Genomic DNA, 17374 nt, shown 5'->3' on the forward strand with positions numbered 1-17374 from the left:
GTGAACCACCGGCCCACAACGACAACAATCAACATCATGAAAAACCCACCATTCAGTTTCAGCGAATCACCGGGACCTAACCACCAGCCCTCAGCAAAGGGATTGACAGTCGGCCGGGCGATGATGGGAGGGCTGCTGGCGTTGTTCTGCAGCGCCACTCCCGCTCAAGCCCAACAAGCGCTCGCGCCGGTCGATCTCGGGTGGGCGGGCAGCTTCGCCATTCTAACGAAGACAGGAATCACCAACGTCCCCACTTCGGCGATCACCGGAAACATCGGAACGAGTCCCATCACCGGCGCGGCGATCGCCGGACTGGATCCTGTGGAAATCACCGGAACCATCTACACGGTCAACGCCGCCGGCCCCGCGGGGAGGGTCGTCTATCCGTCCTTCCTGACATTGGCGGTCGGCGACATGGAGGCCGCCTTCCGTGATGCGGCCGGACGGCTGTTTCCCGATGTCATCGAACTCGGAGCGGGAAATATCCACGGCATGAGAATCGCCCCGGGCCTCTACAAATGGGGTACCCCGGTCTTGTTCAACACCGGCATCACGCTTGACGCCCGCGGCGACGCGAATGCTGTCTGGATCTTCCAGATCGGCCAGGGACTCACCGTCGGCAACGGGGCCATCGTGACTCTCACCGGCGGCGCGCAGGCCAAGAACATCTTCTGGCAGGTCGGCGGCGAAACCAATCTTGGAACGACGGCTCAATTCAAGGGCATCATCCTGTGTGCGACGGCGATCGCTATGAAGACCGGGGCGACGCTCGAAGGCAGAGCCTTGGCGCAGACCGCAGTCACATTGCAGATGAATGCCGTGACCGAGCCGAAGTGACCAAGTTGTAGGGGGGTGTAGGGGCGTTGCTTCCGGGGGGAGGCAACGCCCCATTCGCGTACCCGCGGCTGCCCTATCAATTTCAAAATTTCATGTTCCGCAGGCGCAGCGCGTTGGAAATCACCGAGACCGATGACAGCGACATCGCCGCGCCGGCGATCATCGGGCTGAGCAGGGTGCCGGTGATCGGATAGAGAATGCCGGCGGCGATGGGGATGCCGGCGATGTTGTAGATGAAGGCAAAAAACAGGTTCTGACGGATATTGCTCATCACCGCCTTGCTGGAGCGGATCGCGCGGACAATTCCTGATAGATCGCCTTTTACGAGGGTGATATGGGCGCTTTCGATGGCAACGTCGGTGCCGGTGCCCATGGCGATGCCGACGTTGGCTTCGGCGAGGGCAGGCGCGTCGTTGATCCCATCGCCGGCCATGGCGACGCGGCGTCCGGAGGCTTTCAGATCAGTGATGAGCTTGATCTTGGCGGCAGGTGATAGACCGGCGTGAATCTCATCGATTTTCAACTCACGTCCGACGGCGCGGGCGGTGGTTTCGTTGTCACCGGTGGCCATGACCAGCCGGATACCGAGGCGATGCAGTTCGGCGATGGCAGCGGGAGCGCTTTCCTTGATGGGATCGGCAATGGCGAAAACAGCCACCGCAGTTAGATCACGAGCGACCCAAACAACGGTTTTGGCATCGCTTTCACTTTCACCTGCGGATTTCCGCAAATCATCGGGAAGCACAGCTCCTTGAGATTCGATGAACGACTGTTTCCCGACATGCCAAATCCGCCCGTCAACCGTGCCGGAGATGCCGCCACCAGTGGTAGATTGGAATCCCGCCACCTGGGGGATTGCTAGATTTTTTCCACGGACGTGTCCGATGATGGCGCGGGCCAGCGGGTGTTCGCTCTGACTTTCAAGCGCCGCCGCGGCAGCCAACACCTCGTCTTCCGGCAATCCGGGAGAGACGGTGAGCCGGATCACCTCCGGCTTTCCTGCCGTTAGCGTTCCGGTTTTGTCCATGACGAGGGTGTCGATTTTCTCGGTCGTCTCGATGGCTTCGGCGTCCTTGACGAGAATTCCTTCCTGCGCGGCACGTCCGATACCAACCATGATGGAAACCGGCGTCGCCAAACCCAACGCACAAGGACAGGCGATGATCAGCACTGCCACGGCGTTGATCAGGCCGAGTGCCATTGCGGGTTCCGGGCCCCAGACGGACCACGCGATGAAAGTAATCACCGATGCCACCAGCACACCTGGGACAAAATATCCGGCCACCGTGTCGGCGGTCTTTTGAATCGGTGCCCGGCTGCGCTGTGCCTTGGACACCATTTGAACGATTTGGGCGAGAAGCGTGTCCGCACCCACCTTGCCGACGGTCATGATGAACGAGCCGGTTTGGTTGATAGTCGCGCCGACCACCGCGTCGCCGGTTTGTTTCCTCACAGGCAGGGGCTCGCCGGTGATCATGGATTCGTCGATCGTGCTCGCACCGTCGCTGATGGTGCCGTCGAGCGGAATTTTCTCACCCGGTTTGACCCGCACTCGATCGCCGATGGCCAGCATTTCCACCGGCACTTGCTCCTCGGTGCCGTCATCCTTAATTCTGTTAGCCGATTTCGCGGAGAGGTCGAGCAGGGCACGGATCGACTCGCCGGTGCGGCTGCGGGCTCTGGCTTCAAGCAGTTGACCTAGCAAAACAAGAACGGTGATGACCGCCGCGGCTTCGAAATAGAGTTCCACATTTCCGTGATGCCGGAACGAAGGCGGAAACAGCCACGGGGCGACGACCGCCGCGACGCTGTAGATGTAGGCTGCGCCCACACCGATGGCGATCAACGTGAACATGTTGAGGTTCCAGCCTTTGAGCGAACGCCAGCCCTTCGCGAAGAAAATGCCGCCGGCCCAGAACACGACGGGCGTTGCGAGGGCGAATTGAATCCACTTCGACATCGATTTCGACACGATGCCATCGAGCGAAACTCCGGGGATCATCGGCAGCATCGCTAACAGAAGAACAGGAACGGTGAGTGACAAACCGATCCAAAATTTGCGCGAAAGGTCCCGGATTTCGCGTTGGGCGTGTTCGTCCGCGGTGTTCGTGACGGCCTTCGGCTCCAAGGGCATTCCGCATTTCGGGCAATCTCCCGGATGATCCTGTTCGATCTCGGGATGCATCGGACAGGTGTAAATCGTGGGACCGCTGTCAGGCAGTGGAGTAACCTGTTCGAGCGCCATGCCGCATTTCGGACAGTCTCCGGGCGCGTCGGAAATGATTTCCGGATGCATTGGACACGTGAACTGCCCCGGCCGGGCGGCGGACTCCACGCTGGATTTTTCGTGATCGTGCCCGCCACAGCACGATGGCTTGGGCGGGACGGGATCGTTGGGTGGTTGGCAACATTTCATGACGGTTTCGTTAGGCCAGACGGCGTTTGTAGAGCGCGACGATTTCCTCCAGACGACGGTCCAGTTGCGCCGGATCGCCAGCGGCATCGCAGACGCAGTGGCGCACGTGGTCTTCCAGCAGCAGGGCCTCCAGACTCCGCAGCGCCGAGTGGACGGAGGAAATGGTGTGGAGGATTTCCGGGCACTCGCGGTTGCCCTCGATCATCCGGCCGATTCCCTGAACCTGCCCGGTGATTTTCCTCACCCTCCCCAAAAGCGGGGCCGACTGTTCCTGATCGCGCTGCATAATATAGGTATAGGGGCTATGATTATTCGGCGCAAGTCAAAATTTTCACAAAATGGAATAAACATTGGAATTTCCCAGTCGGGAGTTACTCTCACCGTAGTAATGGATATCAGGTCAATCATCGCGCTGTTCATGGGACTGGTCATCCAGTTGTCCCAAGTGCAGACGTCTGTGGCGGCCGAATCCGTTAAAACATGCGCCACCTCGGCACAACGCATGGACTGTTGCGAGGGATTGAAATCCTGCCCTTGCGCGAAGAAGACCGAGCAGCGGGAAAAGCCCGCTCCGCTGATTCCGACGGCGGTTGATTTGAAATTGTTTGTTTCGAAAGCCACCGGATCAGGCAGCTTTGAAGCGTTTTATTTTCCACCCACAGACACCGCGTTTTTCAGTGCGTCACGTCTGGAATCGAAGGTCGGTTATGCAGGAGTGCCGCTGTCCGTGGCCTTCTGCCGGTTTGTCATCTGAGCCCGCGTCCTAACAGACGTACTGCGCCCATCCATATTCACCGCTCCATTTTTGCGGCTGATTCAGGGTGCTTGGAAATTCCATCCAATGACTCACATGACTTATGAAATCGATGATTCACATTTTCACCGGCTTTTTCGTGGCCGTGAACCTGCTCCACGCGCAGGATCCCAAACTCGTTGACGAGACATTCCTTTCCGCATTGCGCACCGAAGCGGCGCGAAACCACCCGGCTGCCAGATCGGCGGAACTCCGGTCCGCCGCTGCTGCCAGCGACGTTCAAGGAGTGAGGCTGTGGGACGACCCCACGGTCGGGCTTTCGCTTTCAATCGCCCGCGAGAGCATGAGAGCGGACGATGGTGATATTTTTCTAAGCTACGAGCAGCCGATCCCGAAGGCGGGAATGTTCGCCGCTAACCTTTCCAAAGCGGAGGCGATGCGGCGGGCCGAGCTGGAAAGCTCGCGCATGTCCTCGCTGGAAGTCTCCGCCGCCGCCGCCAAGGACGCCATCGAACTCGCGCTCGCTGACGAGTCCATTTCCCTCCAGTCCGCCCAACTCCAGTGGCTCGGCTCGATGACGGAAAACGCGCGTGAAATGGCCTTGAATCCGGACGCCACCAGCGTGGACGCGCTGCGCCTGGAGAGCGAGCTGGCCCGTGAAAATGAAATCCTCGCCGCCGCCCGCCGCACCCGTGAGAGCCTTGCCCAAAGCTTGAATCTCCGCCTCGGCCGTTCATTGGAAAACTCATGGCCAATTCTAACACTCAATCGCGACCCCGCGCCTGTTCCTATCGCAGCCTCAGAAATCGCGCGCATCCAGCGGGCCAATCCCAAGGTCCGCTCGATGCGGGAAATGGCGGTCGCGGCGAACGGCGACACCCGCATCGCGGAGATCGAGAAGAAGCCGCAGTTCTCCATCGCCGTGGATTCCGCGCTCTATTCCGGCGGTGATGCCCGCGCCCTGAATGTGGGCCTGAAAATGAGCCTGCCTTATTTCAACCGCACGTCGTACGATGCCAAAATCCAGGCTTCCCAGCTCCGCGAAAAGGCAGCGGTCAAGGACGTCGAAACCATCCGCCTGGAAATCGCCTCCGAAGTCCTGGCAGCCGTGAACGAGGTCGCGAACGCCGCCGCGCAAGCACATGCCTACTCGGGCGAGATCTATCAGCGTGCCGATGCCGCCACCCGCTCGGTGGAAGCGTCATGGATCAGTTCCAAATCGCCTCTCACCGATCTATTGGAGTCCAACCGCATGCTCTTTTCCATCAAACTCGAACAACGCCGCTTCGTCGCGCTGCAACTCGCCGCGCTCGAAAATCTCAACCTGCTGGTTCCACGCAAATAATCCATTTCCGCCATGAAAACATTCATCACCATCCTCATCACCGCCGTGCTCGCCGCGGGCGGAACCTGGGTTTACACCATCCGCTCCCATACATCCCCCGCGCCGGCGGCCGCGGCCGAACGCAAGCCGCTCTTCTATCAGAGCCCGATGCACCCGTGGATCAAGAGCGACAAGCCCGGCCGCTGCACCATCTGCGGCATGGAGCTCACTCCGATCTATCCCGGTGAAAAAGGCCTCGACGCCACCGGCGGGGAAAATGTCGTCGCACTTTCCAGCCAACAGGCTCAGGTCCTCAACGTGCAAACAGCCGTGGCTAAAACCCAACCGTTGGTCCGCACACTGCAAGTCGCCGGCATGATAGACGATGACGCCACCCGCCACCGGATCATCTCCGCCTATGTCGATGGCCGGGTGGAAAAACTTCATTTGAACTATATGGGTGCGGAAGTTAAAGAAGGCCAACCACTGGCCGATTTCTACAGTCCGGGACTTCTGCAAACCGAGCGTGAATACCGCCAGCTCACTGGCGATCTCAAGAAAAACACCGGCCTCCGGCTTCGTCAAATGGGACTTTCTCTCGACCAGATCGAAGCCGTGGCGGACAAGCCCGCCGACTCCCTCATCTCACAAATCCTCTCGCCCATCGGTGGCACCGTCGTCGGCCAGGACGTTTATGAAGGACAATATGTCACCACCGGCGCGAAGCTGTTTGAGATCGCGGATTTCTCGACCATGTGGTTCATGTTCATCGCTTACGAACAGGATTTGCCGTGGATCAAAACCGGCCAGGCGGTCACCATAACCACTCCATCTCTTCCGGGAAAATCCTTTGCCGGAAAAATAACCTTCATCGACCCTAACATTGATGAGTCCACCCGCTCGACCAAGATCCGCGTGGAGCTTCCCAACCCGCTGGTCAACGGCCGGCGCGAACTCCTCCACAAGCTCTACGCCGATGCCGAAGTGCAGGTAGATGCCCCGCCCGTCCTAACGGTTCCGCGCTCCGCCATCATTGAAACCGGACCACAGGCCGTCGTTTACACCGACCAGGGCGGCGGCGCTTACAAACAGATTCCCGTTAAAATCGGTCGCCGCGGCGACACGCTCGTGGAGATCACTTCCGGCCTCAAGGACGGCGACAAGGTCGCAACTAACGGCAACCTGCTCATCGACGGCCAAGCCGAACTAAACCGATCGTTCATGACTCCCGCCAGCGAACCGATGACCGTCGCAATGAAGGAAACCATGGCAGGCGAAATCTCCGAGCCCCAACAAAAGGAGATCCGCGATTTCCTCCAAACTGCCGACGCCATGGCCGCCGCTCTCGCCACCGACGATCTCGCCGCATTCAACAAAGTCAGCGAACCCGCAATGATGAAAACCGCCGATCTAACTGAGTCGCTGGCCAACCTTCAATTGCCGAAAGGAAAGCTGGAAGCGCTCGACAACTCGCGACATTTCCACGGTTCCGAGGATCTCAAATCCGCGCGGCGCAAATTCCTGACCTTCTCGATGGCCGCAACTGACCTGTTAACCCCGCTGCGGACCATGAAAGGATTTCCCGAAATCCATATCTGGCAGTGCCCGATGGTCTCCAGCGCCATCCCCGGCGCTGTAAAAAAGGGTAACTGGATCCAGACCGGCACCCGCCCCAATCAGAATCCCTTCTTCGGCACCGAGATGCAGGACTGCGGCGAGGAAATCAAACCCTGAACCACGACCATGATCGAACGCATCATCGAATGGAGCCTGAAAAACCGGTTCCTCATTGCCTGTGCCACCCTGCTCATCATCGCGCTGGGTGTAAGGGCAGTTTATCTAACGCCCGTCGATGCCATCCCGGACCTCACGGAGAATCAGGTGCTCGTTTATGCCGAGTGGCCGGGCCGCAGTCCGCAGGAAGTCGAGGATCAGGTGACCTATCCGCTCACCACCGGTTTCCAGGGACTTACCGGAGTGAAGGAAGTCCGTGCCAGCTCGATGTTCGGCTTTTCGCTGAGCACCATCATTTTCGAGGATGGCGTGGACACCTATTTCGCCCGGACCCGCGTGCTGGAACGCTTGAATTTCCTCCAGAGTTCGATGCCTCAGGATGTCACCCCCCAGCTCGGCCCGGACGCTTCGGGACTCGGCTGGGTCTATCAGTACTATCTCTCCGTCGATCCTGAAAAAGCGAAAGACGGCGGCTACGATCTCGCGAAACTCCGCTCGGTGCAGGATTGGTATATCCGCTATCAGCTCGCCAGCGTCCAGGGCGTGGCGGAAGTCGCCAGCATCGGCGGTTTCGTAAAGCAGTATCAGATCGAGCTTTCATCGACCAAGATGCGCGCGGCGAACGTCACCCTGATGGAAGTCATGACCGCGGTTCAGAATGCCAATCTCAACGTCGGCGGCAAGGTCGTTGAGGAAAACGGCGCGGAGTTCGTGCTACGCGGGATTGGCCTCGTGACCAGCACGGAAGACCTCGAGCTCGTGACAGTCAAAGCCATGGAAGGCACGCCGATCTATCTGAAGGACATCGCCACCGTCCAGATCGGCGGGGACTTCCGGCGCGGCGCACTCGACCTCAATGGCCACGAAGCGGTCGGCGGAACCGTCGTCATGCGCACTGGGGAAAACGCCAAGGCGGTCATCGAACGCGTGAAGGAAAAAATCGCACAGATCGCACCCAGCCTGCCGCCCGGCATCACCATCAAACCGTTCTACGACCGCAGCGAACTCATCGACCACACCATCGACACGCTCAAGCACGCGCTGCTGGAAGAAATCATCCTCGTCACGCTCGCCCACATCATTTTCCTCTGGCACTTCCGCAGCATTCTCATCGTCACGCTGCCATTGCCGATCTCCATCCTCATCTCGTTCCTGATGATGAAACAGTTCGGTATCACCAGCAACATCATGTCTCTAACCGGCATCGCCATCGCCATCGGCGTGCTGGTGGATGCGGCCATCGTCGTGACCGAAAACGTCCTGCGCCATTGCGAAAAAGCCGAGGACGAGAAAGGCTCGCCACTCACTTCGAAAGAAACGTTGCAAACCACGCTCGCCGCCTGCAAGCAAGTCGGCAGGCCGATTTTCTTCGCCATGGCGATCATCATTCTGGCCTTCGTGCCGGTGTTCGCGCTTTCGGGTCAGGAAGGAAAACTTTTCCACCCGCTGGCGTTCACCAAGACCTTCGCGATGATCGGCTCCACGCTGTTAGCCGTGACCCTCGTGCCGGTGCTTTGCTCGCTGCTGGTGCGTGGTCCGTTCCATTCCGAGGATCGCAACATCGTGATGAAATTCCTGCTGCGATTGTATGAGCCCACGCTAAATTGGGCGCTTGAACATCGCAAGACCGTCGTTGGCATTGCCATGCTCATCCTGTCCGTAGCGCTTCTAACTGCTTTCGGTCTTCCTCGGGGTTGGGTAAAACAAATCCACGACAAAGGCTATGAACGCACCGCCAGTCTCGTCACCGGTTTCGGCAAGGAATTCATGCCGCCGCTCAATGAAGGCAGCCTGCTTTACATGCCCGTGATGATCCCCAAAACCGGACTAACGGAAATCCAGCGGGTCATGTCCTGGCAGGACACCATCATCGCAGCCACCCCGGAAGTCCTCACCGTCGCCGGCAAACTCGGCCGTTTCGAAACCGCCACCGACCCCGCTCCCACGGAGATGCTGGAGACGACGATCATGCTCAAGCCCGAGTATATCGCCGACGGAAAATTCAGCGTGAAGCGCAATCCGGCGTGGCGCGAAGGCATGACCATCGACAAGCTCAAAGCCGAGCTAACGGAAAAAATGAAACTCGTCCCCGGCTACGTCCCTGCGTTTCTCCAGCCGATCGAGAACCGCATCCTCATGCTCTACACCGGCATCCGCGCCCAGGTCGGCATCAAGATTTATGGCGACAGCCTCGACAAGATCCAGCGCAAGGCCTTCGAGATCGAGAAACTCGTCAACACCATCCCCGGAGCCGCCGGAGTTTCCGCTTCCCGTGTGCAGGGCAAACCCTATCTCAACATCAAGGTCGATCGCGTCGCCATGGCCCGCTATGGGATGAGTGCCAAGGACGTGTTAGACGCGGTCGAGGTTTCCATCGGCGGGAAAAACGTCAGCACCACCATCGAAGGCCGCGAACGTTTCCCGATCCAGATCCGCGTCCAGCGCAGCGAGCGCGACGACATCGAGAAACTTGGCCGCATCCTCGTTGCCGCCAAGCCTGGCATGAGCTCTGCCGCTGCGGCTCCCTCCGGCGGCATGGGCGGTGGCGGCATGGGCGGTGGCGGCATGGGCGGTGCGGCCGCAGCCCCCGCCATGACAGGCGCGAAAAGTTCCGAGACCGTCCCGTTCATTCCGCTGGCGATGGTTGCCAAGATCTCCCGCGAGGTCGGGGCTAACGAAATCGCTTCCGAAAACGGCCTGCTGCGTTCCTATGTGCAGGCGAATGTGCAGGACCGCGACCTCGGCGGCTTCGTCGAGGAAGTGGAGCAAAAGCTCAAGACCATCGACATGGAAGGCATGACTTATAAGATGACCGGCGAGTTCGAGAACCAACGACGCTTCGTCAAGACCATGCAGCTCGTTTTCCCGCTCGTGCTGATGGTGATCTTCGTCCTGCTTTACTTCGTCTATCACAGCGCACTGGAAGCCGCCCACGTCATGTTAGCCGTGCCCTTCGCCCTCAGCGGCGGCGTGCTGTTGCAAAAACTCCTAGGCTATAACTTCAACGGCGCGGTCTGGGTCGGCTACATCGCGCTGTTCGGCACCGCCGTGCAAACCGGCGTCGTCATGGTCGTCTATCTGGAGGAAACCGTGAAAGCCCGGCTGTTGGAAAAAGGCGCGGCTTTCACTTACGACGACCTGGTCCAAGCCGTGAAAGACGGGGCCCGCCTCCGCCTGCGGCCGAAGGTCATGACGGTCGCCACCATTGTTTGCAGCCTGTTGCCAATCATGTGGAGCCACCGCCAAGGCGCGGAAATCATGAAACCATTAGCCACTCCCGTCATCGGCGGTATGATCTCCAGCCTGCTGCATATCCTCATCGTCACTCCCGTCATCTTCCTCTGGCTGCGTGGGCGCGAGTTTAAGAAAGGCACACTTCACGCATCCCTTCACCACGACTCCGAAAACTGAAAAATGAAATCCTTCCTCCTCGTTCTCGCCTTACTACCAAATTTCCTCCACGCGAGAGAGGTGGTCTATCATCTCAGCATCGCCAAACAACAGGTCAACATCACCGGCAAGGCAGTGAATGCCATGACCATCAACGGCGGGATTCCCGGTCCCACGCTTCGCTTCACCGAGGGCGACACCGCAGTTATTCACGTCCATAACATGATGGATACCGCCACTTCGGTCCATTGGCACGGCATGCTTGTTCCCCCGGATATGGACGGAGTGCCTTTCATCACCTATCCCGGCATCGAGCCGGGGGAAACATTCACTTATCGTTTCCCTATACGGCAGAGCGGCACGTATTGGTATCACTCGCACACCATGCTCCAGGAGCAGCGCGGGGTCTTCGGGTCCATCGTCATCTTGCCGAGAAAACGGGGAGGTAACGCGGACATGGAGCACGTCGTGGTTCTTTCGGATTGGACCAACAAGAATCCGATGGAAATCCTCCGCAACCTGCGCCGGGGATCGGAATATTTCGGAGTTGAAAAGGGAACTTCGCAGAGTCTGCTAGGCGCGGCCAAGACCGGCAAACTCGGTGCCTGGTTCGGACGCGAAGGAATGAGGATGCCTGCCATGGACCTCGCGGATGTGGCCTACGACGCGTTTCTCGTGAACGGAAAGCCCGAGGAGTCTCTAGCAGCCGGACCCGGCCGGACCATCCGTCTGCGCATCATCGACGGCTCGGCCAGTTCCTTTTTCCACCTCAGCTATGCGGGCGGGCCGATGACGATCGTTTCCGCCGACGGTCAGGCGGTGGTGCCGCTGAAAATGATGAAGCCGATCTTGATCGGAATCGCTGAAACCTATGATGTCCTCGTGAAAGTCCCTGCCAGCGGAGCCTACGAATTTCGTGCCACTGCTCACGATGGCAGCGGTCATTCCTCACTCTGGATCGGTTCCGGCGAGAGACATCCGGCGAAGGATCTGCCCATGCCTTTCGTGTATGACACGATGATGGGCTTCAACTGGAAGAACGCCTTTGCTCTTACCCCCGCAGGTTCCATGGGAATGCCTGACCGGGACGTGGACGCCGGGAAATTCGACTCCCCGGGAATGCATATGGAAGGCATGGGCCATAACGGTCCTATGAAAATGCAAATGGCCATGCAAGGCATGGACCACGAGTCGATGCCCGGCATGGATATGTCTGGCATGGACATGTCCAATATGGATCATTCGAAGATGGATCATTCGAAGATGGATCATTCTACCATGAAGATGGATCACGGGATGAGCGGCATGGATCACTCGTCGATGTCCGGAATGCAAGACATGGGAGTGAAACACAACCCGCCCGTTTGGTATGACTTCCTGCTCCGCGACGACGCTGCCCGTGCTCCGTTGTTAGCCACCGATGGCATGATGTCCACGGAACGCCCGTTTGCGCCGTACAAGAAACTGCGCGCCACCCGAGACACGTCCTACCCGGCAAGCGCGCCTCGTCGCGAGTTCCGACTCACCCTCGACGGCGACATGACCCGCTATGTCTGGATGATCAACAACAAGCCGATCCAGCCCGGCGACGACCTTCACATTCGCGAGGGCGAGGTCGTGCGATTCATCATGATCAACCGAACCATGATGCATCACCCGATGCATCTCCACGGCCACTTCTTCCGGGTGCTCAATGGCCAGGGAAACCGCTCGCCGCTCAAACACACCGTGGATGTCGAGCCGATGTCCACCACCGTCATCGAGTTCATGGCAGACGAGCCGGGCGACTGGTTTTTCCACTGCCACCTGCTCTATCACATGATGAGCGGCATGGCCCGCATTGTGGAATACGAAGGTTACACTCCCGCTCCCGAAACCGCTGCCGTCCGCGACAGGATCTATCAGGAAGCCAATCCCTGGCTCTTCTACGGCTTTGCCGACATCCTGAGCAGCGAGACTCAGGGCAGGCTCACCCTCTCCGATCCACTCAACATCATTTCGCTCGAATGGGAGGCCGGGTGGCATGCCTCCGACGGCATCGATTGGGAAGGAGACCTCACCTATGGACGCTACTTCAACCGCTTCACGACCGTCTTCGCCGGAGTTTATGCGGAAGGAAACAACTCTGACAGCGACACGGAGCGCGCGATCGCCGGCGTCAGCTTTCTGTTGCCTGGTAACTTCATGTCGCGTGCATGGATCGATTCCGACGGCGGGGCCCGGGTCACGCTGGATCGCGAGATCATGCTGACTCCGCGACTCGGGATCTTCGGCGAGGTGGAGTATGACACCCACGACAAATGGTCCTCGCAGGCGGGATTTAGCTATCTCATCAATCAGTATTTCTCCGTAACCACAATCTGGGACACGGACTACGGACTCGGTGCTGGAATCACGGTCCGTTTCTGAAATTCCCACCGCACTCAGCCCATCAGCCCATCCAAATCTACCAACAACCCCGAAATCAACAAACACCATGAACCGACTCCATCCGATGACCCTGCTTTTTGTCCTCGCCACCACTGCTCTGACCGCACTCGTCTCCTGCAAACCTGAGTCTTCGTCCACTTCCGCCGTAACTCCCGAATCCGCCACCATTCCTGATGGAGATGGTGTGGTCTTCAAGGACGCCGCGACCTACCGGCTTTTCAAAAGTTATATCGCCCTCAAGACTGCCCTCGTTAAAAGCGATGCCTCCGCCGCCAAGGCCGCCGCCGCAGGAATCGACTCGGAGGTTCCTGCGGTGACCGAAGCGACGAAGGCCATCGCCGCCACCGGCGACCTGAAAGCCCAGCGCGCCTCGTTTCAGACGCTGGTCGCCGCACTGGTTCCGATCTTCCAGCAGAATTTAGCAGGAGGAAGGATCAGCATTCAGCATTGCCCGATGGCGATGGGCGGAAAAGGTGCCGACTGGATTTCCGAAAGCACCGCCATTCGCAATCCTTACTACGGTGAATCGATGCTCGAATGCGGGGAGGTCACGAAGAGTCTCACAGCCGGGTCCATCCCGTGACTTCCCGGTTAGAATTAAACAAACTCAAGGCAATACGCTGAAATTCTGCTGCAAGAACTGCGAGCCGAATTTAGGAATGGAACCCACGAAGTATCTGGCGAAATTGAAGTGCGTTCGGGGCGGAGAAACCCCGGAAACCCGCTCGTCAAATCACGACCCGCCTGTAATTGTCGGGATGTCGTACCACGCATTTCGTCAGAACTTCCCTGCCAGTCTCCCCAAGGTCGCGATCGCATCCAGCGTGCGCGGACCGAAGGCAAATCCGCAGCTCAGACGGAAGCAGTTTTTCAATCCGCCGGACGGTGAGAAAAGCGTCCCTGGCACCAGACTGATTCCTTTCGCGACGGCGTCCACTGTGAAGGTTTCCGAGTCGAACTCCGCAGGCATTTCGATCCATAAGACAAAGCCGCCCGCGGGTTGGTTCACCCGGCAACTCACGGGAAAATGTTGGATCACCGCCTGTCGGGTGCGCGCACACTGCAAGGCATACAATTGGCGGATCCGGCGCAAGTGGCGGTCGTAGCCGCCGGCATCGAGGAACTCCGCGACGACGAGTTCGGAGAGAGTTGCGTTCCACGGACATTGGATGGTTTTCAGGCGTTTGACTTCTTGCTGATAGATCCCAGGCAGTATCCAGCCGACGCGGAAGCCGGGTGCGATGGTTTTCGAAATAGAGCCACAGTGAATGACGTTCCCGCCATAAAGCGCGATGGACGATGGGCGGCCGCCGTCGTGGGAAAGCTCGCCGTAAACATCGTCCTCGATGATGGCGAATCCATGGCTTTCTGATAGTTTCGCGAGGCGCTTTTTGGACTCCGGACTCATGACGCTGCCGATCGGGTTCTGAAAATTCGGCTGCACCACGCAGGCCGCAATGCGATGCTTTTTCAACGCGGCTTCCAAGGCATCTACGACCATGCCATCGCGAGCGCAAACCGGAACCTCGATCGCCCGCAGGCCGAGGTCGCGGATCAGATGGAGAATGCCGAAATAGGTGGGAGTTTCCACGGCCACCAAGTCGCCGCGTTTCGTGGTCGCCCGCAACGCCAACAGCAACGCTTCGGTGGCACCGTGGGTGGTGATGAGTTCATCCGGTCCCGCCTTGATTCCCGCGACTAACAGCCTTCGCGAAAGTGCGATCCGCAGCTCGCGCCGGCCCATCGGCGGGGTGTAACGGAGGGCGTCGGATTTGAATTTCCGCATCACGGCGTTCGTGATCGAAGCGAGTTTCGCGGAAGGAATGATGGATTCATCCGGCGCGGCGGCGGCGAACGGAACCACCTTGCGGTTTTCCGCCAGATCCATCACCGACTGGAAAATGGATGTTTGCGCGATCACCAACGGCTTGGTCGAATGCTTTGCCGCCGTCGGCAGTTTGGACAAATCCAAGACCGGCGGCGGGATGTAATAGCCCGATCTAGGCCGCGCCTCGATGATGCCCTGATCTTCCAACGAGCGGTAGGCTTCCATCACTGTCGTGATGCTCACCTGATGCTCGCGACTGGCCTGCCTCACGGATGGCAGCCTGTCTCCCGCCGAGAACGTCCCGGCGCGGATCAATCCGGCAAGCCGCGACGCCAGATCCTGATAGAGAGGCACGGCCGCTTTCATTGCAGTCATGATGCTCTGATCCGGCGGTGGCTGCCAGTTACAATTTTGAAAAATCTCGATAAATTCGGAATCTGTACCATCTGTGCTTCCCTGAAATCCCCCGGACTGTATCTGTTTTGCCGTCCATCCCATGCCTAGAATCCAGCGTCTGAGGAACCAAACGCCATGATCTACATCGTCAAAACCGCCCTCGTTTTTTTCATCCTCGGCTGGTCGCTCTTCGGAATGTGGCTGGTCGCGAAATATGCGGTTCTGTTCGGACCGCACATCGACGATCCAGCGGAATCCGTCGGTGCCCGCTCGTTCGGCGTCACTCATATCGGTCTCGTGTGGTTCGGCTTCTTCTCGCTGGCGACGTATTTCCTGTTCCATTGATCGCTATCAGCTCCCAAGAAACTCAAGAGCCCGGGTTTCCGACCAATACTCCCCGCCGTTTCCGAATGCAGCAAACCCGACGTGGCCGCCCGTCGCAGGTGATTCGAAATGGAAGAACTCACTCGAAGCAGCTTCTTCACCGGGATAACAACCCGGGCCAAGAAACGGATCGTTTGCCGCATTTACCAACAGTGTCGGCAGCGTGATGTGAGGAAGAAACTGCCGGCAACTGTTCTTCTCCCAATAGTCCGCGGCATTCTTGAAACCATGGATCGGCGCGGTGTAGCGGTCGTCGAACTCCTGGAAGGTGCGGATGTCCGCCAGGCCAGTTAGATCAACCTCATCCGGAAACAGGCGGTCTTTGGCGCGGATCTTCGCACGCATGGCGACGAGGAAACGCTCCATGTAGATGCGGTTGGAAGCGGTGGCGAGTTCGCGCGACGAGCAGGCGAGGTCGCACGGAACTGAAAAAGCGACCGCGCGACGGACTTCGGGTGGAAGATCCGTCGGGTTCTCGCCGAGATATTTGAGTGTTAGATTTCCGCCGAGACTGAAGCCGATGAGATCGATGGATTCCGCCGGATGATTTCCAAGAGCATGCGAAACGACCGCCTGCAGATCTTCCGTCGCACCGCTGTGATACATCCGCAACAGCCGGTTGGGCTCGTCGCCGCAACCGCGAAAATTCCAGGCCAGCACGTCCCAGCCACGGCGGACCAACGCCGCGGCCATGCCTTGGATGTAGCCGGTTTTCAAATCGGCCTCCAGACCGTGGGACAGAATCGCGAGTCGTGAATTCCCCTGCTCCGCCCATTCCAGATCGATGAAATCGCCGTCAGGCAGTTCCAGCCGCTCCGCCCGTCGTGTGACGCGCGGCACCCGCCGGAACAGGGCGGGGTAAATCGTTTGCGCATGTCCACCTGGAAGCCACGATGGCGAGCGGTAGAGGGATTCCCGGATCAATGGCATGAAATTGGTCGCAGAGATTTAAACACGGATCATCGCACCTGCAAGAGCCGCCCGTGTTTGATAAAGGCACTTGCCAGCGTCCCACGTCCCTTGTAGCGGTGCGTGCGCACGGAAAGCTTTCCCTATTCATTCATGATCATCTTCATCCTCTGGTGTCTCACTGGCCTCGCCGTCGGCATCGTCTTCGCCTCGTTTTTCGAATGGACCCTTCACAAATACGTGATGCACCGTCCGGTTTGGAATTTTCGCTACGCGTTTCAAGCCCACGCAGTCGTCCACCACAAGACTTTCAAGGCGGATCACACGTATCATTTGATCCACGAAAAGGACAAGGAAACCATCCCGATGGCTTGGTGGAACGGCCCGGTGCTGATCCTGATCGGTGCGATTCCTTTTGCCGCTCTTTCCTGGCTGACCGGCCAATGGGCCTTTGTGGTCGGCGGTGCTGTCGCCTTCACGTCCTACTACTGTTTTTACGAATACATCCACTGGTGCATGCATTTGCCAAAGGCCCGGCGGGTGGAAAAACCCTGGTGGTTCCGCCGCCTCAACGGCCATCACCTGCTGCATCACCGCTACATGCACAAGAATTTCAACGTGGTGCTACCGGTCGCCGACTTGTGCCTCGGGACGTTCATGGCCCGTGCGAAGACCCATTTCAAGCAAGCGGAAGGGCCATCGGTGCCAAACATGCAGCCGACCGCCTGATTTCCGGCGGAAAGAGAATGCTGGATTTTTCCGTTCGGATTTGCTAAAGATCAATCACACCCGATTGATCCGATGAAATCCCTAATGCTGTTCCCTGTCGTCGCCCTTGCCCTTTTCGCAAGTTCCTGCCGCACCGTCACCCCGATCGACCCGATGCAGATGAAGCAATCCTGCAAATGCCTTCCCGGTCATTTCAAAGGCTATGGAAGCCAATGCCAGACGGTCGTCGGCACCAAATAGTTT

At 58.6% G+C, this 17374-nt stretch carries 14 protein-coding genes; 10 read left to right on the forward strand and 4 right to left on the reverse strand.

Going from position 1 to position 17374, the window contains the following annotated elements:
* The first annotated feature begins 36 nt into the window (after positions 1–36).
* The gene (locus ABIQ96_RS23195; protein ID WP_348217035.1) at positions 37–837 is read left to right on the forward strand and encodes an ice-binding family protein; all 801 of its coding nucleotides are present in this window, start codon (positions 37–39) and stop codon (positions 835–837) included.
* An 82-nt stretch (positions 838–919) separates the two neighbouring features.
* Here ABIQ96_RS23195 and ABIQ96_RS23200 read toward each other — a convergent pair whose 3' ends face one another.
* Both ABIQ96_RS23200 and ABIQ96_RS23205 read right to left on the reverse strand, forming a co-directional pair.
* Positions 920–3253: a copper-translocating P-type ATPase gene (locus ABIQ96_RS23200; protein ID WP_348217036.1), complete on the reverse strand. Its 2334-nt coding sequence runs from the start codon at positions 3251–3253 to the stop codon at positions 920–922.
* Between the two features lie 10 nt (positions 3254–3263).
* Positions 3264–3539: a metal-sensitive transcriptional regulator gene (locus ABIQ96_RS23205; RefSeq protein ID WP_348217037.1), complete on the reverse strand. Its 276-nt coding sequence runs from the start codon at positions 3537–3539 to the stop codon at positions 3264–3266.
* Positions 3540–3641: 102 nt separating this feature from the next.
* Between ABIQ96_RS23205 and ABIQ96_RS23210 the strand changes: the two genes are divergently transcribed.
* The 6 genes from ABIQ96_RS23210 (at position 3642) to ABIQ96_RS23235 (ending at position 13468) form a co-directional block, all read left to right on the forward strand.
* A complete protein-coding gene (locus ABIQ96_RS23210) occupies positions 3642–4007 on the forward strand; it encodes a hypothetical protein (protein ID WP_348217038.1) in 366 nt (121 codons plus the stop codon).
* A gap of 103 nt (positions 4008–4110) precedes the next feature.
* Positions 4111–5352 (forward strand): TolC family protein, encoded by a 1242-nt coding sequence (locus ABIQ96_RS23215; RefSeq protein ID WP_348217039.1) that lies wholly within the window; start codon positions 4111–4113, stop codon positions 5350–5352.
* A gap of 12 nt (positions 5353–5364) precedes the next feature.
* The gene (locus ABIQ96_RS23220; RefSeq protein WP_348217040.1) at positions 5365–7065 is read left to right on the forward strand and encodes an efflux RND transporter periplasmic adaptor subunit; all 1701 of its coding nucleotides are present in this window, start codon (positions 5365–5367) and stop codon (positions 7063–7065) included.
* A 9-nt stretch (positions 7066–7074) separates the two neighbouring features.
* Positions 7075–10476, forward strand: a complete 3402-nt coding sequence (locus ABIQ96_RS23225) for a CusA/CzcA family heavy metal efflux RND transporter (protein WP_348217041.1) — start codon at positions 7075–7077, stop codon at positions 10474–10476.
* Positions 10477–10479: 3 nt separating this feature from the next.
* Positions 10480–12864: a multicopper oxidase domain-containing protein gene (locus tag ABIQ96_RS23230; protein WP_348217042.1), complete on the forward strand. Its 2385-nt coding sequence runs from the start codon at positions 10480–10482 to the stop codon at positions 12862–12864.
* Between the two features lie 67 nt (positions 12865–12931).
* Positions 12932–13468 (forward strand): DUF3347 domain-containing protein, encoded by a 537-nt coding sequence (locus tag ABIQ96_RS23235; protein WP_348217043.1) that lies wholly within the window; start codon positions 12932–12934, stop codon positions 13466–13468.
* A 195-nt stretch (positions 13469–13663) separates the two neighbouring features.
* Here ABIQ96_RS23235 and ABIQ96_RS23240 read toward each other — a convergent pair whose 3' ends face one another.
* On the reverse strand, positions 13664–15088 hold the full coding sequence (locus tag ABIQ96_RS23240) for a PLP-dependent aminotransferase family protein (RefSeq protein WP_348217044.1): 1425 nt from the start codon (positions 15086–15088) through the stop codon (positions 13664–13666).
* A gap of 156 nt (positions 15089–15244) precedes the next feature.
* On the opposite strand from ABIQ96_RS23240, the gene ABIQ96_RS23245 reads away from it, so the two are divergent.
* Positions 15245–15454, forward strand: coding sequence for a hypothetical protein (locus ABIQ96_RS23245; RefSeq protein ID WP_348217045.1), 210 nt, complete (start codon positions 15245–15247; stop codon positions 15452–15454).
* A 6-nt stretch (positions 15455–15460) separates the two neighbouring features.
* Here the strand turns inward: ABIQ96_RS23245 and ABIQ96_RS23250 are convergent, their stop codons facing one another.
* The gene (locus ABIQ96_RS23250; RefSeq protein WP_348217046.1) at positions 15461–16423 is read right to left on the reverse strand and encodes an alpha/beta fold hydrolase; all 963 of its coding nucleotides are present in this window, start codon (positions 16421–16423) and stop codon (positions 15461–15463) included.
* A 132-nt stretch (positions 16424–16555) separates the two neighbouring features.
* Here ABIQ96_RS23250 and ABIQ96_RS23255 point away from each other — a divergent pair, with 132 nt between their 5' ends.
* Complete coding sequence (locus ABIQ96_RS23255) at positions 16556–17131, forward strand: fatty acid hydroxylase (RefSeq protein WP_348217047.1); 576 nt, start codon at positions 16556–16558, stop codon at positions 17129–17131.
* Positions 17132–17203: 72 nt separating this feature from the next.
* Entirely contained in the window at positions 17204–17371 is a 168-nt protein-coding gene (locus tag ABIQ96_RS23260) for a hypothetical protein (protein ID WP_348217048.1), read from the forward strand.
* Positions 17372–17374: the final 3 nt, after the last annotated feature.

This window comes from Luteolibacter sp. (genome assembly GCF_039920825.1).
Classification (GTDB): domain Bacteria; phylum Verrucomicrobiota; class Verrucomicrobiia; order Verrucomicrobiales; family Akkermansiaceae; genus Luteolibacter.